Genomic DNA, 23,936 nt, shown 5'->3' with positions numbered 1-23,936 from the left:
TTTTACTCTTCAGTTTTCGTCTCTGGTGCGGCAGAGCTTGGCTTACGGCGCTTACCAATATTTTTGGTATCGCGGTGGCGCTGCTTCACGCGCGGTTTCTCTTTTTCTTTCTCTTTTCTCTCAGCACGTTTCGCGAGCGCTTTCTTGGACGGTTTACCCGTCATTTTTTCACTCGGCGCACGTGTGGTTGGGCGCAAGCCGTCAATAACGCGCGCTTTCAGCGGCTCGTCAACATAGCGGCCAATTTTCTGCAGCAGCAGGTAGTCATGTGCTTCAACCAGTGAGATAGCAATCCCTTTGCGGCCCGCGCGGCCGGTACGGCCAATACGGTGCAGATAGGTATCGCCGCTGCGCGGCATATCGAAGTTAATGACGTGGCTGACGTCCGGGATGTCGATCCCGCGAGCGGCAACGTCGGTGGCAACCAGCACGTTAACGCGGCCATCGGTCAGGCGCTTAATGCCTTCAGTACGCTTGATCTGCGCCATCTCGCCTTCAAGATAGCAGTTGTTGATCCCGGCGTTACGCAGCATTTCAGCCAGCTCGTGCACGCGCTCGCGCTTACGCACAAACACGATTGTGCGCAGTGCATCTTCCTGCTTCAGCAGGTGTTTCAGCAATTCGACCTTGTGCTCAAGGTTGTCCGCGCGGTAGTACCACTGGTGGATCTTCTTACGCTCACGGGTGGACGGCGTCGCCGACACTTCAACTGGATCTTCCAGCAGACGCTCTGCGAAGTCTTTGATCGCTTCCCCTTCGAGGGTGGCAGAGAACAGCATCGTCTGGTTACGCCAGCGTGTTTCCCCGGCAATGTGCTCGATATCCTGTGCGAAGCCCATGTCCAGCATGCGGTCGGCTTCGTCGAGGATCAGCGTTTCAACCGCGCGGCAGTCGAAGTTCTCTTCTTTAATGTACTGCAGCAGGCGGCCCGTCGTCGCAACGACGATGTCCTGGTTTTCGCTGAACACTTCGGCGTGGTTCATGTACGCGACGCCGCCGGTAATGGTGGCGATATCCAGATGAGTATTTGCCGCGAGTTCACGCGCGTGATCGGCAACCTGCATGGCCAGTTCGCGCGTAGGCGTCAGGATTAAAATACGCGGCGGGCCAGATTTTTTACGTGGAAAGTCGAGCAGATGCTGCAACACAGGCAGCAAATAGGCTGCTGTCTTCCCCGTGCCGGTTGGCGCAGAACCGAGCACATCGCGGCCCTCAAGCGCAGGCGGAATGGCCGCTGCCTGAATGGCGGTCGGGCGTGTAAAGCCTTTGCTCTCAAGTGCATTGAGCAGGCTTTCATCGAGTTCAAGTTCGGAAAAAGTCGTTACAGTCATGTTCTACCTCTGTGTGGGGCGCTGATTATAGACGTTACGGCTGTAATCTTCATCTGTTTGTATGGATATCGCTTTTCGGCCACTTCGCTTTCCCCTATGCTACTCCAGTTTCACTTAGAAGGTTGCCCTGACATGTCTCTACTCAAAGCGCAGCTGCGCCGCGATGGTTTTACGTTTAAACAATTTTTTGTTGCTCACGATCGCTGTGCCATGAAGGTCGGTACAGACGGTATTTTACTGGGAGCGTGGGCGCCTGTCGCAGGTGTTAAGCGTATTCTTGATATCGGTACCGGCAGCGGGCTGGTGGCGTTGATGCTGGCGCAGCGTACGGAAGAACATGTCACCATCGATGCCGTCGAACTGGATGCTCAGGCCGCAGAGCAGGCGAGTGACAACATGGCCGAATCTCCCTGGGCTGCCCGAATGAAGGTGGAATGCGCAGATGTGCTGGCCTGGGCACCTGAACAAACCGCGCGTTACGATCTGATCGTCAGTAACCCTCCCTACTACGAGCCCGGCGTTGAGTGCGGGACACCCGAGCGTGAACAGGCGCGTTATACCGGCTCCCTCGATCATAAAGCGCTGCTCACCAGTGCGGCGGAACTCATCTCCGAAGAAGGTTTTTTCTGCGTGGTCCTGCCTGAGAGTACCGGCAACACGTTCATCGGTATCGCGCAGGAGATCGGCTGGACGTTACGTCTGCGTACCGATATTTCGGATACGGAAGGACGACTGCCGCACCGCGTGCTGCTGGCGCTCTCGCCAAAAGAGGGTGAATGCTTTAATGACCGAATGGTGATCCGTGGGCCAGACCAGCGTTATTCCGAAGATTACACTGCTCTGACCCAGGCGTTTTATCTGTTTATGTAAACCTGAGGGGCAAGGATCGAGGGGCCGGATTCAGCAAGCTGATCCGGGTAGTCCAGCGTATAGTGCAGTCCACGGCTCTCTTTACGCATCATCGCGCAGCGAACGATCAGCTCGGCAACCTGCACCAGATTGCGCAGCTCCAGCAGGTTATTGGATACGCGGAAATTGGCATAATATTCATCAATTTCCTGCTGCAGCATGGTGATGCGGCGCAAGGCGCGCTCCAGGCGTTTCGTGGTGCGCACAATCCCCACGTAGTCCCACATAAACAGCCGTAGCTCATGCCAGTTGTGCTGGATCACGACCAGCTCGTCCGGATTATCCACGCGGCTTTCATCCCAGGCAGGCAGATGCTCTGTTTCACGGGCATAAGGCATGCGCTTCGCGATGTCTTCCGCTGCTGACCAGCCGTACACCAGGCACTCAAGCAGTGAGTTAGAGGCCATACGGTTCGCGCCGTGTAGCCCGGTATAGCTGACCTCACCGATAGCATACAGACCATCCACATCGGTACGCCCATGATCGTCAACCATGACCCCACCGCAGGTATAGTGGGCCGCCGGCACAATCGGCACCGGATCGCGCGTTAAATCAATGCCAAGATTGAGCAGCTTTTCGTAGATCATCGGGAAATGCTGACGAATGAACTCTGCTGGCTTATGGCTGATATCGAGATACATGCAGTCCACGCCAAGACGCTTCATTTCATGATCGATGGCGCGGGCAACGATATCGCGCGGGGCCAGTTCACCCCGGGCGTCAAAGTCCGGCATAAAGCGGGAGCCGTCAGGGCGTTTCAGATAAGCACCTTCACCGCGCAGGGCTTCCGTCAGCAGGAAGTTGCGCGCCTGAGGGTGGAACAGGGCGGTTGGGTGAAACTGATTAAACTCGAGGTTCGCCACCCGGCAGCCGGCGCGCCAGGCCATAGCGATACCGTCGCCGGAGGCAATGTCCGGGTTCGTGGTGTACTGATACACCTTGGAGGCGCCGCCCGTCGCCAGTACCACAGCCTTCGCCTGACAGGTCTCCACCTTCTCTTTATTGCGGTTCCAGACCCAGGCGCCCACCACGCGACGCGTCCCCGGCAGCCCAATCTTGTCGGATATAATCAGGTCAACGGCGTTACTTCGTTCAAGCACCCGAATATTAGGATGGCTCAGCGCCTTGCCGACCAGCGTGGTCTCCACTTCTTTACCGGTGGCATCCGCTGCGTGCAGGATGCGGCGGTGGCTATGGCCGCCTTCGCGCGTCAGGTGGTAGCTCTCTTCGCCGTTGGGTTGAACCTGCGTATCGAATAAGACGCCCTGGTCGATGAGCCACTGCACGCAATGGCGGGCATTGCTGGCGACAAACTCTGCGGCATGCGCATCCACGATCCCGGCCCCGGCAATCAGCGTATCGTCGACGTGGGAAGCAATGCTGTCTGTCTCATCAAACACGGCGGCAATGCCACCCTGGGCATAAAACGTGGAACCTTCACTTATCGGTCCTTTACTCAGAACGATAACGTTTTGATGCTCGGCCAGGCGCAGCGCCAGAGAGAGACCGGCAGCGCCGCTGCCGATGATCAGTACATCACAATGGAGTTCAGGTGTTGTGTTCATGATTGTTGTTTAATTTACTAAACAGTGTTGGGTCAGAATAGCACTCGAATGCGATATATCGCACGTTTTTTTTAGAGGCTGTTGCAATGGCTAAACGCGTAAGCGGAGGTAAACGGAGGGTAAATGAGTGAAATTATTTTGCGAAGCAGATCGTTAGCGTCAGATTTTGTGGTGAAATAAAGCCTGTGTTGCGTTACTCTTCTGGCGGGAAAAAGATGTTTCTTGTCAGAAAGTGGTGCGTATCGTGAACAGACTTATAATGAGAGAAAATGAACGGTCTGCGGCGCGATGAACAAAAACAAAGGCGTTATGGAACTTATTGAAGATCAGACACTCTAATTCGGTGCTTGCTCAAAGTGCGGTATTTTTAGAGTGGCGTTTCGATAACGCGTGGAATTTAGGTTTGGGGAGACATTACCTCGGATGAGCGAGCAGTTAACGGACCAGGTCCTGGTTGAACGGGTCCAGAAGGGAGATCAGAAAGCCTTTAACTTACTGGTGGTGCGCTACCAGCATAAGGTGGCGAGCCTGGTTTCCCGCTATGTACCGTCAGGCGATGTGCCTGATGTGGTGCAAGAGTCTTTTATTAAGGCCTATCGCGCGCTGGATTCGTTCCGGGGAGATAGTGCTTTTTATACCTGGCTGTACCGTATTGCGGTCAATACGGCAAAGAATTATCTGGTCGCTCAGGGCCGTCGTCCGCCTTCTAGTGATGTGGACGCAATCGACGCCGAAAACTTCGAAAGTGGCGGCGCATTGAAAGAAATTTCGAACCCTGAGAACTTAATGTTGTCAGAAGAACTGAGACAAATCGTTTTTCGCACGATCGAGTCGCTCCCGGAAGATTTACGCATGGCAATTACGTTACGGGAGCTTGATGGTCTGAGCTATGAAGAGATAGCCGCTATCATGGATTGTCCGGTCGGCACGGTACGTTCACGAATTTTCCGTGCGCGAGAAGCTATTGATAATAAAGTTCAACCGCTTATCAGGCGTTGACGATAGCGGGATACTGGAAAAGGTATTAGGCATGCAGAAAGAAAAACTTTCCGCTTTAATGGATGGTGAAACGGTTGATAGTGAGCTGCTCAACGAGCTGTCTCATTCTCCCGAAATGCAAGAGACCTGGGAGAGTTACCATCTCATCCGTGACACCCTTCGCGGTGACACCGGCGAGGTTCTCCATTTCGATATCTCAGCCCGCGTCATGGCGGCGATTGAGAATGAGCCTGTTCATCAGACCACTCCGCTGATTCCTGAAGCTCAACCCGCACCTCACCAGTGGCAGAAAATGCCGTTCTGGCAAAAGGTGCGTCCGTGGGCCAGCCAGCTTACCCAAATGGGTGTGGCTGCATGCGTATCGCTTGCAGTTATCGTTGGCGTCCAGCACTATAATACTCAGTCTGAAACTAATCAGCAGCCAGAAGCGCCAGTGTTTAACACACTGCCGATGATGGGCAAAGCCAGCCCGGTAAGCCTGGGCGTACCGGCTGATGCTTCCGCCAGCGGCGGTCAGCAGCAGCAGGTTCAGGAGCAGCGCCGTCGCATTAATGCGATGTTGCAGGATTACGAGTTGCAGCGTCGCCTGCACTCTGAACAGCTTCAGTTTGAGCAGGCCCAGACACAGCAAGCTGCTGTGCAGGTGCCCGGAAACCAAACTTTAGGAACGCAATCGCAGTAATGAAGCAACTTTGGTTCGCCATGTCTCTGATGGCGGGTAGCCTGTTCTTCTCTGCCAACGCCTCGGCTGATGTATCATCCGGGGCGTTGTTGCAGCAAATGAATCTGGCCAGCCAGTCACTCAATTACGAGTTGGCATTTATCAGCATCAATAAGCAGGGCGTCGAGTCGTTACGCTATCGTCATGCCCGTCTTGATAACCAGCCGCTCGCCCAGCTTTTACAGATGGATGGCCCGCGTCGGGAAGTTGTCCAGCGTGGTAATGAAATCAGCTATTTCGAGCCAGGCCTGGAACCTTTCACGCTGAATGGCGATTATATCGTTGATTCTCTGCCGTCACTCATTTACACCGATTTCAAACGGCTTGCCCCTTACTACGATTTTATTTCGGTAGGGCGTACCCGCATCGCGGACAGACTGTGCGAGGTGATTCGGGTTGTTGCCCGGGACGGAACGCGCTATAGCTATATTGTCTGGATTGATGCGGAAACCAAACTCCCCATGCGTGTTGACCTCCTCGACCGTGACGGTGAAACGCTGGAACAGTTCCGCGTTATCTCCTTCAGCGTGAACAATCAGGTTGGTAACAGCATGCAGAACCTGGCTAAGGCCAGCCTGCCGCCGCTGCTTTCTGTTCCGGCAGGAGACTCCGTTAATTTCAACTGGGTACCTGCCTGGATCCCGCAAGGGTTTAGCGAAGTGTCCAGCAGCCGTCGTCAGCTTCCAACGATTGAAACGCCGGTGGAATCGCGCCTCTATTCCGATGGTTTGTTCAGTTTCTCGGTGAATATTAATCGCGCAACGGCAAACAGCGCCGAACAAATGCTGCGTACCGGTCGTCGTACGGTAAGTACAACGGTACGCGATAACGCGGAGATCACCATTGTGGGTGAACTTCCTCCGCAAACGGCGAAGCGCATCTCCGACAGCATTAAATTCAGGGCCGCACAATGATCAAAGAGTGGGCGACGGTTGTCTCGTGGCAGAACGGCATTGCGCTGGTGAGCTGCGATGTAAAAGCCTCATGTAATAGCTGTGCATCCCGCGCCGGCTGCGGTAGCCGCGTGCTGAATAAGCTCGGGCCGCAAACATCGCACACGATTTCTGTGCCAAGTGAACAGCCGCTGATGGCCGGGCAGAAGGTTGAACTGGGCATCGCGGAAGGCAGTCTGCTCAGCTCCGCCATGCTGGTCTATCTCTCTCCGCTGATCGGGCTGTTTATCATGGGCGGCGTTTTCCAGATGCTGTTTGGCACCGACGGAGCCGCCATGTGCGGTGCCGCATTAGGTGGTCTGGGGGGATTCTGGCTCGCCAAAGGCCTCTCCCCGACGCTCGCCGCACGCGAGGAGTGGCAGCCTGTCATTCTCAGCGTTGGGCTGGCGCCAGACCAGCTTCGTGTTGAAACGCTCTCTTCTGAGGCCCGGTGATCCATCGGGCTTTATCATTTTTTACGTTCCAAAACAGAAAACGTCCTTTCTTCACGCTATAGCTGCCTCTAAGTGCATTTCCAGGTAGCGAGGATGTAGTGTAGAATGCTGCGTTTTCGCACTGAAAAACGTCAGGCTAAGAACAGCGGCCTCCAGGAATTCGTAAGGCATAATTATTTAACTATATGAAGAACATACGTAACTTTTCGATCATTGCTCACATTGACCACGGTAAGTCGACGCTGTCTGACCGTATTATCCAGATTTGCGGTGGCCTGTCTGATCGTGAAATGGAAGCCCAGGTTCTGGACTCCATGGACCTGGAACGCGAACGCGGTATCACCATTAAAGCGCAGAGCGTTACGCTTGATTACAAAGCGGCTGATGGTGAAACCTATCAACTGAACTTTATCGACACCCCAGGCCACGTTGACTTCTCCTATGAGGTTTCACGTTCGCTCGCGGCCTGTGAAGGCGCGCTGCTGGTGGTGGATGCCGGGCAGGGCGTAGAAGCCCAGACCCTGGCAAACTGCTACACCGCGATGGAAATGGATCTCGAAGTTGTGCCGGTTCTGAACAAGATCGACCTGCCAGCCGCCGATCCTGAGCGCGTTGCGGAAGAGATTGAAGATATTGTCGGCATTGACGCGACCGATGCCGTGCGCTGCTCCGCGAAAACCGGTGTGGGCGTGACCGACGTGCTGGAACGCCTGGTGCGTGACATTCCGGCCCCGGAAGGCGATCCGGATGCCCCGCTGCAGGCGCTGATTATCGACTCCTGGTTCGATAACTATCTGGGCGTTGTCTCCCTGGTGCGTATTAAAAACGGCACCATGCGCAAAGGCGACAAAATCAAGGTGATGAGCACCGGACAGGTCTACAACGCCGACCGTCTGGGCATCTTCACGCCAAAACAGGTTGACCGTACCGAGCTGACATGCGGCGAGGTAGGCTGGCTGGTCTGCGCCATCAAAGACATCCTCGGTGCGCCGGTGGGCGATACCCTGACCGGTGCGCGTAACCCGGCAGATAAAGCGCTGCCAGGCTTTAAAAAAGTAAAACCGCAGGTCTACGCGGGTCTGTTCCCGGTTAGCTCTGACGACTACGAAAACTTCCGTGACGCGCTCGGTAAACTGAGCCTGAACGATGCGTCCCTGTTCTACGAGCCAGAAAGCTCAACGGCGCTGGGCTTCGGCTTCCGCTGTGGCTTCCTCGGTCTGCTGCACATGGAGATCATTCAGGAGCGTCTGGAGCGTGAATACGATCTGGACCTGATCACCACGGCACCGACCGTAGTCTATGAAGTTGAAACCACCTCGAAAGAAGTGATCTACGTCGATAGCCCGTCCAAGCTGCCGCCGCTGAACAACATTCAGGAACTGCGTGAGCCTATTGCAGAGTGTCACATGCTGCTGCCGCAGGAATTCCTGGGTAACGTCATTACGCTGTGTATTGAGAAGCGTGGCGTGCAGACCAACATGGTTTACCACGGTAACCAGGTGGCGCTGACCTATGAGATCCCGATGGCGGAAGTGGTACTCGACTTCTTCGATCGTCTGAAGTCCACCTCCCGTGGCTATGCGTCGCTGGATTACAACTTCAAACGCTTCCAGGCCTCCAACATGGTGCGTGTGGACGTGCTGATCAACGGCGAGCGTGTGGATGCGCTGGCGCTGATCACCCACAACGACAATGCGCCGTACCGTGGCCGCGAGCTGGTTGAGAAGATGAAAGATCTGATCCCGCGTCAGCAGTTCGATATCGCGATTCAGGCGGCCATTGGCAACCATATTATCGCGCGTTCCACCGTGAAACAGCTGCGTAAAAACGTTCTGGCGAAGTGCTATGGCGGCGACGTCAGCCGTAAGAAAAAGCTGCTGCAGAAGCAGAAAGAAGGTAAGAAGCGTATGAAGCAGGTCGGTAACGTCGAGCTGCCGCAGGAAGCATTCCTTGCCATCCTTCATGTTGGTAAAGACGGCAAATAACCCTAAGGAGTTGGCATGGCGAACATGTTTGCCCTGATCCTGGTCATTGCTACCCTGGTGACAGGTCTGCTGTGGTGTCTGGATAAGTTTATCTTCGCCCCAAAACGTCGTGAACGTCAGGCTGCCGCACAGGCAGCCACTGGCGATGGGATTGACGCGAAAACCCTGAAGAAAGTCGGCCCGAAACCGGGCTGGCTGGAAACGGGTGCCTCGGTATTTCCGGTGCTGGCGATTGTGCTGGTGGTACGTTCGTTTATTTACGAGCCGTTCCAGATCCCATCAGGTTCAATGATGCCAACGCTGCTGATTGGTGATTTTATTCTGGTAGAGAAGTTTGCCTACGGCATTAAAGACCCGATCTACCAGAAAACGCTGATCGAAACCGGTCATCCGAAACGTGGCGACATCGTGGTGTTCAAATATCCGGAAGATCCGCGTCTGGACTACATCAAGCGCGCGGTAGGTCTGCCGGGTGATAAAGTGACTTACGATCCGGTTGCGAAAGAAGTCACCGTTCAGCCGGGCTGCAGCTCCGGTACTGCATGTGAAAACGCGCTGCCAATCACCTACTCAAACGTTGAGCCAAGTGATTTTGTGCAGACCTTCGCCCGTCGTAACGGCGGCGAAGCGACCAGCGGATTCTTCCAGGTACCGAAAGGTGAAACCAAAGAGGACGGCATCCGTCTGGTTGAGCGCAAAGAGACGCTGGGCGATGTGACGCACCGGATCCTCACCGTGCCAATCGCGCAGGATCAGCTGGGTATGTACTATCGCCAGCCGGGCCAGCAGCTGGCGAGCTGGATTGTACCGCCAGGACATTACTTCATGATGGGTGACAACCGCGATAACTCTGCGGACAGCCGCTACTGGGGCTTTGTGCCGGAAGCGAATCTGGTCGGTAAAGCCACCGCGATCTGGATGAGTTTTGAGAAACAGGAAGGCGAATGGCCGACCGGTGTTCGCCTGAGTCGTATCGGCGGAATCCATTAATTCTCACTAAATGAACGTGTAGCCGCTAATTAAAGCGGCTACACGAATTATTTCACCGATAAATCTCTTTGAACTAACGACATCCCCTGTCGTTGTGTATAGAATATTCCCCCGAAGTTTAAGGTTGGCCCTGCAAGGGTGCCACGGCACACGAAACCGCGTTGGTTTTCTCAGGTCGGTTTCGTGTGCTGCATTTTTGACGCATTCATTTATTGGTATCGCATGAACCCCATCGTAATTAATCGGCTTCAACGGAAGCTGGGCTACACTTTTCATCATCAGGAGTTGTTGCAACAGGCATTAACCCACCGCAGTGCCAGCAGCAAACATAATGAGCGTCTCGAGTTTTTAGGCGACTCTATTTTAAGTTTCGTGATTGCGAATGCGCTTTATCATCGTTTCCCGCGCGTGGATGAAGGTGATATGAGCCGCATGCGTGCCACGCTGGTTCGGGGTAATACTCTTGCGGAAATCGCGCGCGAATTTGAACTGGGCGAATGTCTGCGTCTTGGACCGGGTGAACTGAAAAGCGGCGGCTTCCGTCGTGAATCTATTCTTGCCGATACGGTCGAAGCATTAATTGGTGGTGTGTTCCTGGACAGCGATATCCAGACCGTAGAAAAGCTGATCCTGAACTGGTATCAGACCCGTCTGGACGAAATCAGCCCGGGCGATAAACAAAAAGATCCGAAAACGCGTCTGCAGGAATATTTGCAGGGTCGTCATCTGCCGCTGCCATCTTATCTGGTGGTGCAGGTTCGTGGCGAAGCGCACGATCAGGAATTTACCATCCATTGCCAGGTCAGTGGCCTGAGTGAACCGGTGGTGGGCACAGGTTCAAGCCGTCGTAAGGCTGAACAGGCTGCCGCCGAACAGGCGTTAAAAATGCTGGAGCTGGAATGAGCATCGACAAAACCTATTGCGGATTTATTGCCATCGTCGGGCGCCCGAACGTCGGCAAATCCACCCTGCTGAATAATCTGCTTGGGCAGAAGATTTCTATCACCTCGCGTAAGGCGCAGACCACGCGTCACCGTATCGTCGGCATCCATACTGAAGGTGCGTATCAGGCGATCTACGTCGATACCCCGGGCCTGCACATGGAAGAGAAGCGCGCCATCAACCGCCTGATGAACAAGGCGGCGAGCAGCTCGATTGGCGACGTGGAGCTGGTGATTTTCGTTGTGGAAGGCACCCGCTGGACGCCGGACGACGAGATGGTGCTGAACAAGCTGCGTGACGGCAAAACGCCGGTCATCCTTGCGGTCAACAAAGTTGATAACGTGCAGGAAAAGGCCGACCTGCTCCCGCATCTGCAGTGGCTCGGTAGCCAGATGAACTTCCTCGATATCGTCCCGCTGTCTGCGGAGACGGGGCTGAACGTGGACACCATCGCGGGCATCGTGCGTAAGCATCTGCCGGAAGCGATTCATCACTTCCCGGAAGACTACATCACCGATCGCTCTCAGCGCTTTATGGCGTCTGAAATCATCCGTGAAAAGCTGATGCGTTTTCTGGGCGCTGAACTGCCGTACTCTGTGACGGTGGAGATCGAGCGTTTCCAGACCAACGAGCGCGGTGGCTACGACATCAACGGCCTGATCCTCGTTGAGCGCGAAGGGCAGAAGAAGATGGTGATCGGCAACAAAGGGGCCAAAATCAAAACCATCGGCATTGAAGCCCGTAAGGACATGCAGGAGATGTTTGAAGCGCCGGTTCACCTCGAACTGTGGGTGAAAGTGAAATCTGGCTGGGCCGATGATGAGCGTGCTCTGCGCAGCCTCGGTTACGGCGAAGACCAGTAACTTAAGACGACGAGCATATGGATGGATGGCAGCGCGCTTTCGTCCTGCATAGTCGCCCCTGGAGCGAAACCAGCCTGATGCTGGACGTCTTCACGGAAGAGTCGGGTCGCGTGCGCCTGGTTGCGAAAGGCGCACGTTCCAAACGTTCTAATCTGAAAGGTGCCCTACAGCCTTTCACGCCGCTGCTGGTTCGCTTTGGCGGGCGAGGGGAAGTCAAAACCTTGCGCAGCGCCGAAGCCGTCTCCCTGGCGCTTCCTCTTTCTGGTATCACGCTCTACAGCGGCCTGTATATCAACGAACTCATCTCACGGGTTCTTGAGCATGAGACTCGCTTCTCTGAACTTTTCTTCGATTATCTGCACTGTATCCAGTCGCTGGCTGGCGCAACCGGCACGCCCGAACCCGCCTTGCGTCGTTTTGAACTGGCGCTGCTGGGCCATCTTGGGTACGGGGTCGATTTTTTGCACTGTGCGGGCAGCGGTGACGAAGTGGAAGACACCATGACCTACCGCTACCGCGAAGAAAAGGGCTTCATTGCCAGTATCGTGATAGACAACAGCACCTTTACCGGGCGCCAGCTCCGGGCGCTGTATGAGCGCGAGTTTCCCGATCAGGATACCCTGCGCGCAGCAAAACGCTTTACCCGGATTGCCCTCAAGCCGTATCTTGGCGGCAAGCCCTTAAAGAGCCGCGAATTATTCAGGCAGTTTGTACCGAAACGTTAGACCACAGAATCGAAAAGAAAACCGAGGATTGTCATGGCTGAATTACTGTTAGGCGTCAATATCGATCACATCGCCACGCTGCGTAATGCGCGCGGTACGGCGTATCCCGATCCGGTTCAGGCGGCGTTCATCGCTGAACAGGCTGGCGCCGACGGCATTACCGTTCACCTGCGTGAAGACCGTCGCCACATCACTGACCGCGACGTGCGCATTCTGCGTCAGACGCTGGACACCCGTATGAATCTTGAGATGGCGGTCACCGAAGAGATGCTGGCCATCGCCTGCGAGACCCAACCGCATTTCTGCTGCCTGGTGCCGGAAAAACGCCAGGAAGTCACGACCGAAGGCGGGCTGGATGTGGCCGGTCAGCTCGACAAAATGCGCGATGCCTGCAAGCGCCTGGCGGATGCCGGTATCCTGGTTTCGCTGTTTATTGACGCCGATTTCACCCAGATTAAAGCGGCAGCCGACGTGGGCGCGCCGTATATCGAAATCCACACCGGCTGCTATGCCGATGCCAAAAACGATGCCGAGCAGGCCAAAGAGCTGGAGCGTATTGCTAAAGCGGCCACCTACGCGGCGAGCCTGGGGCTGAAGGTTAACGCCGGTCACGGCCTGACCTACCACAACGTGAAAGCCATTGCCGCCCTGCCTGAAATGCACGAGCTGAACATCGGCCACGCCATCATTGGCCGCGCGGTGATGAGCGGCCTGAAAGAGGCGGTTTCAGAAATGAAACGCCTGATGCAGGAAGCGCGTCAGTAATGGCCATTCTGGGCTTAGGCACCGATATCGTTGAAATAGCCCGCATAGAAGCGGTGATCGCCCGTAGCGGCGATCGCCTGGCGAGACGCGTGCTGAGCGATAACGAATGGGCCATCTGGGAAGCGCATCAGCAGCCGGTGCGCTTTCTGGCAAAGCGCTTTGCGGTAAAAGAGGCGGCCGCTAAAGCCTTCGGAACCGGCATTCGTAACGGTCTGGCGTTCAACCAGTTTGAAGTGTTTAACGATGAGCTGGGTAAGCCAAGCCTGCGTTTATGGGGTGAGGCGCAAAAGCTGGCAGAAAAGCTGGGGGTGAATCACGTGCACGTGACGATCGCCGATGAACGCCACTATGCCAGCGCGACGGTGATCATCGAAAGTTAAAGCTTGTCCGCGTGGTGCATCAGGACAAATTTATCCCACAGCTGTTCTTCGCTCTCGACGTGTGCCGGATCCTTCAGGATGGTATTCGGGATCGGGCACACTTTTTGACAGGTCGGCGTTTCATAGTGGCCGATGCATTCCGTGCAGCGGTCGCTGTTAATCTCATAAATGCTGTCGCCCATCGAAATCGCCTGGTTTGGGCATTCGGGCTCGCACATATCGCAATTAATGCATTTTTTGGTAATTAACAGCGCCATCAGGAAATTCTCAGAAACAACACAAACTGGGCGGGCATTATACGCGTCAAACCAGTTTCTTTACCAGTTCTTCGCTGTGGCGAATACGTTCTGGCGCACGCTCCAGATCCTGCTGCACCAGCGCCATAAACAGCAGGTCCGTCAGCATCATTTGTGCGCTGGTGGACGAGATAGCCGCGCTGCGCGTGGCCTGCTCCTCGGCAATGGTATATAAACAGCGCGTGGCCCGCTGCTGCAGGGCATTCGGCGTAAAACCGGTGATCGCCAGAATTTTACCGCCGACGCGCAGCGCTTCATCGGTGGCCATGTTGATCTCGCGGCGCTCGCCGGAATAGGAGATCGCCAGCAGCAGATCGTCAGGATCCATCGCCTGTACGGTCGCCAACAGGGCATGCATATCCTGCTCGACGATGGCGTTAAGCCCAATTTTTGTCAGCTTCCAGCCAAAGTTACGCGCCACAAGCCCGGACGCGCCGATGCCGGTCAGAATGATCCGCCGCGCGCCGCGCAGCATCGCAACGCTCTCCAGCAGCTTCTCTTCCGTATTCACATCGAGCGTCGCATGCATGGCCGCCACGTTCTCTTTGATCAGCTTTTCGCCGACCAGCCGCATCGGGTCATCGCCGCGAATCTGATTATGCACCGGCATGGACTGCGGGTTGGGGTTACTGACCAGCGCTTCACTGATCGCCAGCTTGAGGGCGGGGAACCCTTTAAAGCCAATCTTCTGCGCAAATTTCACTACGCTGGACTGGCTCACGCCGGCCTCACTCGCCAGCTGCTGCGAGCTGAGATGGCGCGCGCGATCGGGTTGAGAAAGCAGAAAATCCGCCAGCTTCTTGTCGCTTTGGGCAAAGCCTGCGTAGCGCTGGCGAATGCGAATTAAACAGTTCATACGGTCTCCTGGCGAAAATGTGATTATCTGCGCAAATACGGATTTTGCTCGCCTGAATGAATTTTATATTCCATTATAGTGTGATTATTATGAATTAAAAATTCTTGAGGTACAAAAATGAATCTTGGCTCACTTGTTTCTGAAACGCGTAACCCGCAAACCATGGATCTGGATGCGCTCTCCACCCTGGAGCTGGTTCACCGCTTTAATCAACAGGATACGCTGGTCGCGCAGGCTGTGAAAGAGACATTACCCGAGGTGGCGAAAGCGGTCGATGCGGCGGCGAAATCCCTCAAGGCCGGTGGACGCATTATTTACATGGGCGCGGGCACCAGCGGGCGTCTTGGGGTCCTGGACGCGTCAGAATGCCCGCCAACCTTTGGGGTGCCGCATGGTCTGGTGGTTGGGCTGATTGCCGGTGGACCCGGTGCGCTGCTGAAAGCCGTTGAAGGGGCGGAAGATAACAAACAGCTGGGCGAGGATGACCTGAAGGCGCTGAATCTGACGGCAAAGGATCTGGTGGTTGGGCTGGCAGCATCCGGGCGCACGCCGTACGTCATTGGCGGGCTGGAATACGCTAACCAGACCGGTTGCACGACGGTCGCCATCTCCTGTAACCCAGGATCACCGATTGCACAGGTGGCCGCTATCGCTATCTCTCCGGTGGTTGGGCCGGAAGCGCTCACCGGCTCCACGCGCCTGAAATCCGGGACCGCGCAAAAGCTGGTGCTCAATATGATCTCCACCGGAGCGATGGTGAAGTTCGGAAAGGTGTATCAGAACCTGATGGTGGATATGCAGGCCACCAACGTCAAGCTGGTGGACAGAGCCTGCCGCATGGTGATGGAGGCGACGGGCGCAGGACGTGAAGAGTCAGAAGCGGTACTCAAGCAGACCGATCACGATGTTAAACCGGCCATTCTGATGATCTTAAGCGGGCTGGATGCGGCAAGCGCCAGAGCCAAACTCGATGCGCATAACGGCTTCTTACGGGCGGCATTAGAAAACTAACAGAGGCGTGTATGGACAAAACAGCAGCGCTCGCCAGCGGTATCCTGCAGGGGATCGGTGGGGAAAAAAATATTCAGCGTCTCGAAAACTGCATGACGCGCGTGCGCGTCGAGGTGCATAACGACGACCAGCTTGACGTGCCGCGCCTGAAGCAACTGTCCGGCGTCAGCGGCTACGTGAAACAGGGCCAGCAGCATCAGCTGATCGTCGGGCCGGGGAAAGCGGCGCAGGTTGTCGATGCCATGCGAGCGCTGATGGGCGTTAGCGCGAGCGTGTCGATTGACGATGCGGAGCGCACCAAAGCGCAGGCAAAGGCCAAATACAAAGCCCCGATGAGCGATGCGCTGCGTCAGCTGGCAAACGTCTTCATTCCGCTGATCCCGGCGTTTATTGCCTCAGGCCTGATCACCGGGATCATCAATATTCTCAAGCGGCCGGATATTGTGGGGGATTTCGCCACGCAGTATCCGAACCTGCTGGGGATTCTGGGGATCTTCGGCAGCGCTGTTTTCGCCATCATGAACATTCTCGTCGGGGTGAATACCGCGAAGGTGTTTGGCGGATCGCTGGCCATGGGCGGCGTGATGGCGGGCATCTTGTCCAGCCCGCAGCTGGCGCAGATCTCGCTGTTTGGTGAGGCGCTCCAGCCGGGGCGCGGCGGGGTGATCGCCGTGCTGCTGGTGGTCATCCTGATGTGCTGGATCGAGAAAAGGCTTCGCGCGATCCTGCCTGGCTCGATTGAGCTTATCCTCAACCCGCTGCTGACCACGCTGATTACCGGTAGCGTAGCGATTGTGGCCCTCCAGCCGTTAGGCGGGTGGATCTCTGAAGCCATCGCCCACGGCGCGTCGCTGGCGATTGATCGCGGCGGCCTGTTAGTGGGGGCGGTGCTGTCGGGTACCTTCCTGCCCCTGGTGCTGACGGGCCTGCACCAGGGGCTGGTGCCGATCCACGTCGAGCTGGTGCAGTCGCACGGCTATAACGCGCTGTTGCCTATCCTGTCGATGGCGGGCGTGGGGCAGGTCGGCGCGGCGATTGCCGTACTGATGAAAACCCGCAACGCGCGACTGAAGAAAGTGATTAAAGGCGCACTCCCGGTTGGACTGCTCGGCATTGGCGAGCCGCTGATTTTCGGCGTTACGCTGCCGCTGGGTAAACCGTTCCTCGCCGCCTGTCTGGGCGGCGCGGTAGGCGGGGCGCTTATTAGCTACTGGAAGGTCGCCACCGTGATCACCTTTGGGCTTTCCGGTTTACCGCTGGCATTAACCATCGTGACCGGAAAAGTGATGCTCTATCTGTTAGGCTATTTAGTAGCGGTGATCGCCGGGTTCCTGTTTACCTGGCTGTTAGGTTTCAACGATCCAGAGGAGTAAGGTTTGGCAAATCACGCGCGTCGCGTTGTCTTTTTCGACCTGGATGGAACGCTGCATCAGCAGGATATGTTTGGTACGTTTATGCGTTACCTGCTGCGGCGTCAGCCCCTGAATGCGTTGCTCGTGCTACCGCTCTTACCGGTTATCGGTATCGCGCTGCTGGTGAAAGGCCGTGCGGCGCGATGGCCGATGAGTCTGCTGCTGTGGGGATGTACCTTTGGGCACAGCGAAGTGCGCCTCAAACAGCTCGAAAAGGATTTTGCGCACTGGTTCCGTGGCCACGTCGCCGCCTTTCCGGTGGTGCAGGCGCGCCTGACTGGCTACCTCGACGCGAACGATGCCGACATCTGGCTGATTACCGGTTCCCCGCAGACGCTGGTGGAGCAGGTCTATTTTGATACCCCCTGGCTTCCGCGCGTGAATCTTATTGCCACGCAAATTGCCCGCGGTTACGGCGGTTGGGTGCTGACACTGCGCTGCCTGGGGCATGAAAAAGTGGTCCAGCTGGAGAAACGCATCGGTACGCCGCTGCGCCTGTACAGCGGCTACAGCGACAGTAAACAGGACAACCCGCTGCTCTATTTCTGCCAGCATCGCTGGCGCGTTACGCCATCAGGTGAACTCCAGCAACTCGAATAGTCTTATCCATAATGGGCGTGTATAATGCCGCCCGCTTTTCGACTGGAGTATCAACCGTTGTCCAACCCTGAACTAGACCATGAATACTGGATGCGCCATGCGCTGACGCTGGCTCAGCGTGCCTGGGACGAGGGCGAAGTGCCCGTAGGTGCCGTGCTGGTCCACAATAACCAGGTGATTGGTGAAGGGTGGAACCGTCCGATTGGCCGCCACGATCCTACTGCACATGCCGAAATCATGGCGCTTCGCCAGGGCGGTCTGGTGCTGCAAAACTATCGCCTGCTTGATACTACGTTGTATGTGACGCTGGAGCCGTGCGTGATGTGCTCCGGCGCGATGGTGCACAGCCGGATCGGGACTCTGGTCTTCGGTGCGCGGGATGAAAAAACCGGTGCGGCCGGTTCGCTGATGGACGTGCTGGGTCACCCGGGGATGAACCACCAGGTGAAGACTATCGGCGGGGTGCTTGCACCAGAGTGTTCGGAGCTATTAAGCGATTTCTTTCGAATGCGCCGTCAGCAGAAAAAGCAGCAAAAGGCAGAATTGAAGCTGTCGGACGATTAAGCTCGTCCGGCGCCACGACCGGGTAACTTTGAGCCAGCTGTTTGGCCTCCGTTGCCTCTTTCTCTTTCTCCAGCAGATACCCGACCAGGCTAATCTGATATTTACGGATATTTTCCACGTAGGCGTAGGCTTCATGTCCGCGCGCGTAGCCGTATGTCAGCTTGTTATACCATGGCTTCTGGCTCAGCAGCGGCAGCCGCTGCTTTACGTCTGACCAGCTGTCCGGGTTGCCTTTCGTTTTGGCCGTCAGCGCCCGCGCATCCAGCATATGCGCATAGCCCATATTGTAGGCCGCCAGCGCAAACCAGATCCGCTCCTCTTCCGGCACCGTTTCCGGGACTTTGGCCATCATATCCTGCAGATAGCGCGCGCCGCCGCTGATGCTCTGTTCCGCATCGGTACGGTCATTGACGCCCAGGCTCAGCGCGGTATTTTTGGTTAACATCATCAAACCACGTACGCCCGTGGGCGACGTGGCCTGGGTATCCCAGTGGGATTCCTGATACGAAATAGCCGCCAGCAGTTTCCAGTCAATCTCCTGGGCGTATTTTTCGAACAGCGGCTGCAGATCTGGCAGGACGCTGTCTACCGCGCGCAGGAAGCTGCGGGTGTCAACGTAGTCAAAGTCGTCACCGTGACCGAGGTACTTCTCCTCCAGACGTGCCAGAGTACCGTCTTCATTGATGGTGTTGAAGAAATCAAGCATCGCGGCAGAGAAGGTCTGATCGTCATCAAGCTGGCTAAACCAGGTCACGGGCTGCTCGTCGGTGACGTCCAGCGCCACGGCGATTTCAGGATGCACCCGCTGGAACAGGCTGATCGCGACCGAATCGGCGATGGTGTAGGGCACTTTCTGGTCTTTTACCTGCTCCAGCAGCTCCGTCGTGCCGAGTTTCGGATCCACCGTCCAGCTCAGGTCGGGATATTTCTTCTCCTTGAGCTCACGCAGATCGTCAATCACCACGTGGCCAGGCGCAATCGTCAACTGCCGATCGTCAATCGAGGCCAGCGAACGCGGGCGCAGGCCCCCGACGCGGTAAACCAGCTGCTGCGAAACGGAGTAGTAGGTCGGGCCTGGCTGGTAGTTTTTGCTGCGCTCGCTATTATACACCAGCCCGGCGGCAAGCATATCGGCATCGTCGTTATCGAGGTCGTCAAACAGCTGGTTGATATTCTGGCGGACGGTGATTTTAAGCTTCACGCCAAGATAATCGGCGAACTGTTGTGCCAGCTCGTAATCCAGACCAATGATTTTACCGTTGATGTCGCTGTAAATCAGCGGAGAGTTGAGGGTACTGACGCGCAATTCCCCCCGCTCCTGAATGGCGGCGATACGGTTTTCGGCTTTGCCGAACCAGGGGATGGAAGGCCAGAGGGCCACTGCCAGCAGCAACGTTACAATGCCGATGAGCAGATAATTAATCTTTAATTTTTTCAATTAGTTAATTCTCTGCGACGCCGGTTGCCTCAGTCTGCTGTAGCCATGTTAATCATAAGGTTTGCCATTGAATGAGCGGCATTTTGCGTAAACTTGCGCCACTTGGCAACCAATTAGAGAGACTGGTCACATCTATTGTTAAATCTCTGTGCAAATTTTATTTCGACGCAAACGGTTTCGTCGGCGCTCAGGATTCTCTATAATGACGCCCGTTTTCCCCCCTTGCGCACACTGTAAGCGCCCCGGCGCTTCGAAGACGAGAGACTTATGATGGAAATTCTGCGTGGTTCGCCTGCACTGTCTGCCTTCCGTATCACTAAACTGCTGGCACGTTTTCAGGCGGCCGACCTTCCGGTAAGCAATATTTACGCTGAGTATGTCCATTTTGCTGACCTGAATGCCCCCCTGAATGCAGAGGAGCGCGTACAGCTGGAACGCCTGCTCAAGTATGGCCCAAGCCTGAGCAGCCATACGCCAACCGGCAAACTGATCCTTGCGACGCCTCGTCCGGGCACCATCTCCCCCTGGTCTTCCAAAGCCACCGACATCGCCCACAACTGTGGCCTGAGCCAGATTAACCGTCTGGAACGCGGCGTGGCGTACTACGTGGAAGCCTCTACCCTGAGCGAAGCACAGTGGCAGGCGGTTGCGGCTGAACTGCACGACCGCATGATGGAGAGCGTATTTGCCTCTCTCGATGACGCGCAGAAGCTTTTCTCTCACCATCAGCCTGCGCCGGTACAGAGCGTAGACCTGCTGGGGCAGGGCCGTCAGGCGCTGATTGACGCCAACCTGCGTCTCGGCCTGGCGCTGGCAGAAGACGAAATCGACTACCTGCAGGATGCGTTCGTTAAGCTCAACCGTAACCCGAACGACATCGAACTCTACATGTTCGCGCAGGCGAACTCTGAGCACTGCCGCCACAAGATTTTCAACGCCGACTGGATTATTGACGGCGAACAGCAGCCAAAGTCGCTGTTCAAAATGATCAAAAACACCATGGAGCAAACCCCTGACCACGTGCTGTCTGCCTATAAAGACAACGCCGCGGTGATGGAAGGTTCCGAGGTGGGCCGCTTCTTCGCCGATCGCGAAGCAGGGCGCTATGACTTCCATCAGGAGCCCGCGCATATCCTGATGAAAGTGGAAACCCACAACCACCCGACGGCGATCTCCCCGTGGCCGGGTGCGGCGACCGGCTCCGGCGGTGAAATCCGTGACGAAGGGGCGACCGGTCGTGGTGCAAAACCAAAAGCGGGTCTGGTCGGTTTCTCCGTCTCCAACCTGCGTATCCCGGGCTTTGAACAGCCGTGGGAAGAAGATTTCGGCAAGCCAGAGCGCATTGTGACCGCGCTGGATATCATGATCGAAGGCCCGCTGGGCGGCGCGGCGTTTAACAACGAATTTGGTCGTCCGGCGCTGAACGGTTACTTCCGTACCTATGAAGAGAAAGTGGACAGCCACAACGGCGAAGAGCTGCGCGGCTACCACAAACCGATCATGCTGGCGGGCGGGATCGGCAACATCCGTGCCGATCACGTGCAGAAAGGCGAGATCGTCGTCGGCGCGAAGCTGATCGTGCTCGGCGGCCCGGCGATGAACATCGGTCTGGGCGGCGGAGCGGCCTCTTCTATGGCCTCCGGCCAGTCTGACGCGGATCTCGATTTCGCCTCCGTGCAGCGTGACAACCCTGAGATGGAGCGTCGCTGCCAGGAAGTGATCGACCGCTGCTGGCAGCTGGGCGACGCTAACCCGATTCTCTTTATCCACGACGTGGGGGCGGGCGGTCTGTCCAACGCCATGCCGGAGCTGGTGAGCGACGGCGGCCGCGGTGGTCGTTTCAACCTGCGCGATATCCTGAGCGATGAGCCGGGCATGAGCCCGCTGGAAATCTGGTGTAACGAATCCCAGGAGCGCTACGTGCTGGCGGTTGCCGCGGACCAGCTTCCGCTGTTTGACGAGCTGTGCCGCCGCGAGCGCGCGCCGTATGCCGTCATCGGTGAAGCGACCGAAGAGCAGCACCTGACTCTGAGCGACACCCATTTCGACAACCAGCCTATCGATCTGCCGCTCGACGTTCTGCTCGGTAAAACGCCGAAGATGACCCGCGACGTAACAACCCGTAAAGCGGCGGGCAAAGCGCTGGATCGCCAGGGCATTACCGTAGCTGAAGCCGTTAATCGCGTGCTGCACCTGCCTGCTGTTGCTGAGAAAACCTTCCTGGTGACCATCGGCGACCGTACCGTGACCGGTATGGTATCGCGCGATCAGATGGTTGGCCCGTGGCAGATCCCTGTGGCGAACTGCGCCGTGACCACCGCGAGCCTCGACAGCTACTACGGCGAAGCGATGGCGCTGGGCGAACGCACCCCGGTGGCGCTGCTGGACTTCGCGGCCTCTGCCCGTCTGGCGGTCGGTGAAGCGCTGACCAACATCGCCGCGACGCAGATTGGCGACATCAAACGTATCAAACTCTCCGCAAACTGGATGGCCGCTGCCGGTCACCCTGGCGAAGATGCAGGCCTGTATGAAGCCGTGAAGGCGGTGGGCGAGGAGCTGTGTCCTGCTCTCGGCCTGACCATTCCGGTGGGTAAAGACTCCATGTCGATGAAAACCCGCTGGCAGGAAGGCAGCGAGCAGCGCGAGATGACCTCTCCGCTGTCGCTGGTGATTACCGCGTTTGCCCGCGTGGAAGACGTGCGTCATACCGTTACGCCGCAGCTTTCCACCGAAGACAACGCCCTGCTGCTGATTGACCTGGGTAAAGGCAACAACGCGCTGGGTGCCACCGCTCTGGCGCAGGTTTACCGTCAGCTCGGCGACAAGCCAGCCGACGTGCGCGACGTGGCGCAGCTGAAAGGCTTCTACGACGCCATCCAGGCGCTGGTGGCGCAGCGTAAGCTGCTGGCCTACCATGACCGTTCCGACGGCGGCCTGCTGGTGACGCTGGCAGAGATGGCCTTCACCGGCCACTGTGGGGTTGAAGCCAACATTGCAACGCTGGGCGAAGACCGTCTGGCGGCGCTGTTTAACGAAGAGCTGGGCGCCGTGATTCAGGTGCGCGCGGCAGATCGCGACGCGGTTGAAGCGATTCTGGCGAAGCACGGTCTGGCAGACTGCGTGCACTATCTGGGTAAAGCCGTTCAGGGCGACCGCTTCGTCATTGAAGCAGACGGTCACGCCGTGTTCAGCGAAAGCCGCACCACGCTGCGTATGTGGTGGGCGGAAACCACCTGGCAGATGCAGCGCCTGCGTGATAACCCGGAATGTGCCGATCAGGAGCACAACGCGAAGGCCAATGACCAGGATCCTGGCCTGAACGTGAAGCTCTCCTTCGACATCAACGAAGACATTGCCGCGCCGTACATTGCGACCGGCGCGCGTCCGAAAGTGGCCGTGCTGCGCGAGCAGGGCGTTAACTCCCACGTTGAGATGGCGGCTGCCTTCCACCGCGCGGGCTTTGACGCTATCGACGTTCACATGAGCGACCTGCTGGCCGGACGTACCGGTCTGGAAGATTTCCAGGCGCTGGTGGCGTGCGGCGGCTTCTCCTACGGCGACGTGCTGGGCGCGGGCGAGGGCTGGGCGAAGTCCATCCTGTTCAACAGCCGCGTGCGTGACGAGTTCGAAACCTTCTTCCACCGTCCGCAGACCCTGGCGCTGGGCGTGTGTAACGGTTGTCAGATGATGTCCAACCTGCGCGAGCTGATCCCGGGCAGCGAAGCCTGGCCGCGCTTTGTGCGTAACCAGTCTGACCGCTTCGAAGCGCGCTTCAGCCTGGTGGAAGTGACCCAAAGCCCGTCTCTGCTGCTGCAGGGAATGGTCGGTTCACAGATGCCAATCGCGGTCTCCCACGGCGAAGGTCAGGTAGAAGTGCGTGATGCCGCGCATCTGGCTCAGCTGGAGAGCAAAGGTCTGGTGGCGCTGCGCTTTGTCGATAACTTCGGCAAGGTCACGGAAACCTACCCGGCCAACCCGAACGGCTCCGCCAACGGTATTACCGCGGTGACCAGCGAAAGCGGTCGTGCGACCATCATGATGCCGCACCCGGAACGCGTGTTCCGCACCGTGAGCAACTCCTGGCACCCTGAAAACTGGGGCGAGGACAGCCCGTGGATGCGTATCTTCCGCAACGCCCGTAAACAGCTGGGTTAAGTTTTAGGCAACACCTGCAGGCCCGGTAAGCGCGAGCGCTAC

General features: G+C 56.8%; 22 protein-coding genes. 17 read left to right on the top strand and 5 right to left on the bottom strand.

Translation table 11 applies throughout. The features are described 5' to 3' along the window. Positions 1-2: 2 nt before the first annotated feature. On the bottom strand, positions 3-1,331 hold the full coding sequence (gene srmB, locus GXP72_RS17340) for an ATP-dependent RNA helicase SrmB (protein WP_023344704.1): 1,329 nt from the start codon (positions 1,329-1,331) through the stop codon (positions 3-5). 132 nt (positions 1,332-1,463) lie between these two features. Between srmB and GXP72_RS17335 the strand changes: the two genes are divergently transcribed. Continuing rightward, complete coding sequence (locus GXP72_RS17335) at positions 1,464-2,201, top strand: tRNA1(Val) (adenine(37)-N6)-methyltransferase (protein WP_208763176.1); 738 nt, start codon at positions 1,464-1,466, stop codon at positions 2,199-2,201. Here GXP72_RS17335 and nadB read toward each other — a convergent pair. Then, positions 2,186-3,805 (bottom strand): L-aspartate oxidase, encoded by a 1,620-nt coding sequence (gene nadB, locus GXP72_RS17330; RefSeq protein WP_208763175.1) that lies wholly within the window; start codon positions 3,803-3,805, stop codon positions 2,186-2,188. The two genes, GXP72_RS17335 and nadB, sit on opposite strands and share 16 nt — an antisense overlap. A 423-nt stretch (positions 3,806-4,228) precedes the next feature. Between nadB and rpoE the strand changes: the two genes are divergently transcribed. The 11 genes from rpoE (at position 4,229) to acpS (ending at position 13,562) form a co-directional block, all read left to right on the top strand. Next, the gene (gene rpoE, locus GXP72_RS17320; RefSeq protein ID WP_006176728.1) at positions 4,229-4,804 is read left to right on the top strand and encodes an RNA polymerase sigma factor RpoE; all 576 of its coding nucleotides are present in this window, start codon (positions 4,229-4,231) and stop codon (positions 4,802-4,804) included. 31 nt (positions 4,805-4,835) lie between these two features. Then, the gene (rseA, locus tag GXP72_RS17315; protein WP_008502186.1) at positions 4,836-5,486 is read left to right on the top strand and encodes an anti-sigma-E factor RseA; all 651 of its coding nucleotides are present in this window, start codon (positions 4,836-4,838) and stop codon (positions 5,484-5,486) included. Continuing rightward, on the top strand, positions 5,486-6,439 hold the full coding sequence (rseB, locus tag GXP72_RS17310; RefSeq protein WP_023308851.1) for a sigma-E factor regulatory protein RseB: 954 nt from the start codon (positions 5,486-5,488) through the stop codon (positions 6,437-6,439). The genes rseA and rseB overlap by 1 nt, the downstream gene beginning before the upstream one ends. Continuing rightward, the gene (gene rseC, locus GXP72_RS17305) at positions 6,436-6,912 is read left to right on the top strand and encodes a SoxR-reducing system protein RseC (RefSeq protein WP_032653064.1); all 477 of its coding nucleotides are present in this window, start codon (positions 6,436-6,438) and stop codon (positions 6,910-6,912) included. The genes rseB and rseC overlap by 4 nt, the downstream gene beginning before the upstream one ends. A 185-nt stretch (positions 6,913-7,097) precedes the next feature. Further along, the gene (gene lepA, locus GXP72_RS17300) at positions 7,098-8,897 is read left to right on the top strand and encodes a translation elongation factor 4 (RefSeq protein ID WP_024908619.1); all 1,800 of its coding nucleotides are present in this window, start codon (positions 7,098-7,100) and stop codon (positions 8,895-8,897) included. A gap of 15 nt (positions 8,898-8,912) precedes the next feature. Further along, positions 8,913-9,887, top strand: a complete 975-nt coding sequence (lepB, locus tag GXP72_RS17295; protein WP_024908620.1) for a signal peptidase I — start codon at positions 8,913-8,915, stop codon at positions 9,885-9,887. A gap of 222 nt (positions 9,888-10,109) precedes the next feature. Continuing rightward, complete coding sequence (gene rnc / locus GXP72_RS17290) at positions 10,110-10,790, top strand: ribonuclease III (RefSeq protein ID WP_003860711.1); 681 nt, start codon at positions 10,110-10,112, stop codon at positions 10,788-10,790. Beyond that, positions 10,787-11,692 carry a GTPase Era gene (gene era / locus GXP72_RS17285; protein WP_116343318.1) on the top strand — a complete coding sequence of 302 codons (906 nt, stop codon included), beginning with the start codon at positions 10,787-10,789 and terminating at the stop codon, positions 11,690-11,692. Before rnc ends, era begins: the two co-directional genes overlap by 4 nt. Positions 11,693-11,709: 17 nt before the next feature. Then, positions 11,710-12,417, top strand: coding sequence for a DNA repair protein RecO (recO, locus tag GXP72_RS17280; RefSeq protein ID WP_048991368.1), 708 nt, complete (start codon positions 11,710-11,712; stop codon positions 12,415-12,417). 33 nt (positions 12,418-12,450) lie between these two features. Then, positions 12,451-13,182 (top strand): pyridoxine 5'-phosphate synthase, encoded by a 732-nt coding sequence (gene pdxJ, locus GXP72_RS17275; protein ID WP_061714621.1) that lies wholly within the window; start codon positions 12,451-12,453, stop codon positions 13,180-13,182. Beyond that, on the top strand, positions 13,182-13,562 hold the full coding sequence (gene acpS / locus GXP72_RS17270; protein ID WP_008502178.1) for a holo-ACP synthase: 381 nt from the start codon (positions 13,182-13,184) through the stop codon (positions 13,560-13,562). The genes pdxJ and acpS overlap by 1 nt, the downstream gene beginning before the upstream one ends. Here acpS and GXP72_RS17265 read toward each other — a convergent pair. Continuing rightward, entirely contained in the window at positions 13,559-13,819 is a 261-nt protein-coding gene (locus GXP72_RS17265; RefSeq protein ID WP_008502177.1) for a YfhL family 4Fe-4S dicluster ferredoxin, read from the bottom strand. The two genes, acpS and GXP72_RS17265, sit on opposite strands and share 4 nt — an antisense overlap. Before the next feature lie 46 nt (positions 13,820-13,865). Further along, positions 13,866-14,714 (bottom strand): MurR/RpiR family transcriptional regulator, encoded by an 849-nt coding sequence (locus tag GXP72_RS17260; protein WP_023333056.1) that lies wholly within the window; start codon positions 14,712-14,714, stop codon positions 13,866-13,868. A gap of 117 nt (positions 14,715-14,831) precedes the next feature. Between GXP72_RS17260 and murQ the strand changes: the two genes are divergently transcribed. From murQ to tadA, 4 genes are read left to right on the top strand one after another with little or no spacing between them, the layout of a single operon-like run. Further along, on the top strand, positions 14,832-15,725 hold the full coding sequence (murQ, locus tag GXP72_RS17255) for an N-acetylmuramic acid 6-phosphate etherase (RefSeq protein ID WP_208763174.1): 894 nt from the start codon (positions 14,832-14,834) through the stop codon (positions 15,723-15,725). Between the two features lie 11 nt (positions 15,726-15,736). Continuing rightward, positions 15,737-17,098 (top strand): PTS transporter subunit EIIC, encoded by a 1,362-nt coding sequence (locus GXP72_RS17250; RefSeq protein WP_208763173.1) that lies wholly within the window; start codon positions 15,737-15,739, stop codon positions 17,096-17,098. 3 nt (positions 17,099-17,101) lie between these two features. After that, positions 17,102-17,737: a phosphatidylglycerophosphatase C gene (gene yfhb, locus GXP72_RS17245; protein ID WP_061714624.1), complete on the top strand. Its 636-nt coding sequence runs from the start codon at positions 17,102-17,104 to the stop codon at positions 17,735-17,737. 24 nt (positions 17,738-17,761) lie between these two features. Continuing rightward, the gene (gene tadA / locus GXP72_RS17240; protein ID WP_090420227.1) at positions 17,762-18,301 is read left to right on the top strand and encodes a tRNA adenosine(34) deaminase TadA; all 540 of its coding nucleotides are present in this window, start codon (positions 17,762-17,764) and stop codon (positions 18,299-18,301) included. Here the strand turns inward: tadA and mltF are convergent. Then, the gene (mltF, locus tag GXP72_RS17235) at positions 18,189-19,739 is read right to left on the bottom strand and encodes a membrane-bound lytic murein transglycosylase MltF (protein WP_032648672.1); all 1,551 of its coding nucleotides are present in this window, start codon (positions 19,737-19,739) and stop codon (positions 18,189-18,191) included. The genes tadA and mltF overlap by 113 nt on opposite strands. Before the next feature lie 267 nt (positions 19,740-20,006). Here mltF and purL point away from each other — a divergent pair, with 267 nt between their 5' ends. Next, positions 20,007-23,894: a phosphoribosylformylglycinamidine synthase gene (purL, locus tag GXP72_RS17230; protein ID WP_090420225.1), complete on the top strand. Its 3,888-nt coding sequence runs from the start codon at positions 20,007-20,009 to the stop codon at positions 23,892-23,894. Positions 23,895-23,936 lie beyond the last annotated feature (42 nt).

Source organism: Enterobacter sp. SES19, from assembly GCF_011765665.1.
GTDB classification, from domain to species: domain Bacteria; phylum Pseudomonadota; class Gammaproteobacteria; order Enterobacterales; family Enterobacteriaceae; genus Enterobacter; species Enterobacter pseudoroggenkampii.
The sequence above is the reverse complement of the archived record's forward strand: the minus strand, read 5'-3'. Positions and strand labels throughout refer to the sequence as shown.

Coding starts and splice junctions, on each gene's coding strand:
- srmB (WP_023344704.1), bottom strand. CDS start 1,331: ATGACTGTAACGACTTTTTCCGAACTTGAACTCGATGAAAGCCTGCTC.
- GXP72_RS17335 (WP_208763176.1), top strand. CDS start 1,464: ATGTCTCTACTCAAAGCGCAGCTGCGCCGCGATGGTTTTACGTTTAAA.
- nadB (WP_208763175.1), bottom strand. CDS start 3,805: ATGAACACAACACCTGAACTCCATTGTGATGTACTGATCATCGGCAGC.
- rpoE (WP_006176728.1), top strand. CDS start 4,229: ATGAGCGAGCAGTTAACGGACCAGGTCCTGGTTGAACGGGTCCAGAAG.
- rseA (WP_008502186.1), top strand. CDS start 4,836: ATGCAGAAAGAAAAACTTTCCGCTTTAATGGATGGTGAAACGGTTGAT.
- rseB (WP_023308851.1), top strand. CDS start 5,486: ATGAAGCAACTTTGGTTCGCCATGTCTCTGATGGCGGGTAGCCTGTTC.
- rseC (WP_032653064.1), top strand. CDS start 6,436: ATGATCAAAGAGTGGGCGACGGTTGTCTCGTGGCAGAACGGCATTGCG.
- lepA (WP_024908619.1), top strand. CDS start 7,098: ATGAAGAACATACGTAACTTTTCGATCATTGCTCACATTGACCACGGT.
- lepB (WP_024908620.1), top strand. CDS start 8,913: ATGGCGAACATGTTTGCCCTGATCCTGGTCATTGCTACCCTGGTGACA.
- rnc (WP_003860711.1), top strand. CDS start 10,110: ATGAACCCCATCGTAATTAATCGGCTTCAACGGAAGCTGGGCTACACT.
- era (WP_116343318.1), top strand. CDS start 10,787: ATGAGCATCGACAAAACCTATTGCGGATTTATTGCCATCGTCGGGCGC.
- recO (WP_048991368.1), top strand. CDS start 11,710: ATGGATGGATGGCAGCGCGCTTTCGTCCTGCATAGTCGCCCCTGGAGC.
- pdxJ (WP_061714621.1), top strand. CDS start 12,451: ATGGCTGAATTACTGTTAGGCGTCAATATCGATCACATCGCCACGCTG.
- acpS (WP_008502178.1), top strand. CDS start 13,182: ATGGCCATTCTGGGCTTAGGCACCGATATCGTTGAAATAGCCCGCATA.
- GXP72_RS17265 (WP_008502177.1), bottom strand. CDS start 13,819: ATGGCGCTGTTAATTACCAAAAAATGCATTAATTGCGATATGTGCGAG.
- GXP72_RS17260 (WP_023333056.1), bottom strand. CDS start 14,714: ATGAACTGTTTAATTCGCATTCGCCAGCGCTACGCAGGCTTTGCCCAA.
- murQ (WP_208763174.1), top strand. CDS start 14,832: ATGAATCTTGGCTCACTTGTTTCTGAAACGCGTAACCCGCAAACCATG.
- GXP72_RS17250 (WP_208763173.1), top strand. CDS start 15,737: ATGGACAAAACAGCAGCGCTCGCCAGCGGTATCCTGCAGGGGATCGGT.
- tadA (WP_090420227.1), top strand. CDS start 17,762: ATGCCGCCCGCTTTTCGACTGGAGTATCAACCGTTGTCCAACCCTGAA.
- purL (WP_090420225.1), top strand. CDS start 20,007: ATGATGGAAATTCTGCGTGGTTCGCCTGCACTGTCTGCCTTCCGTATC.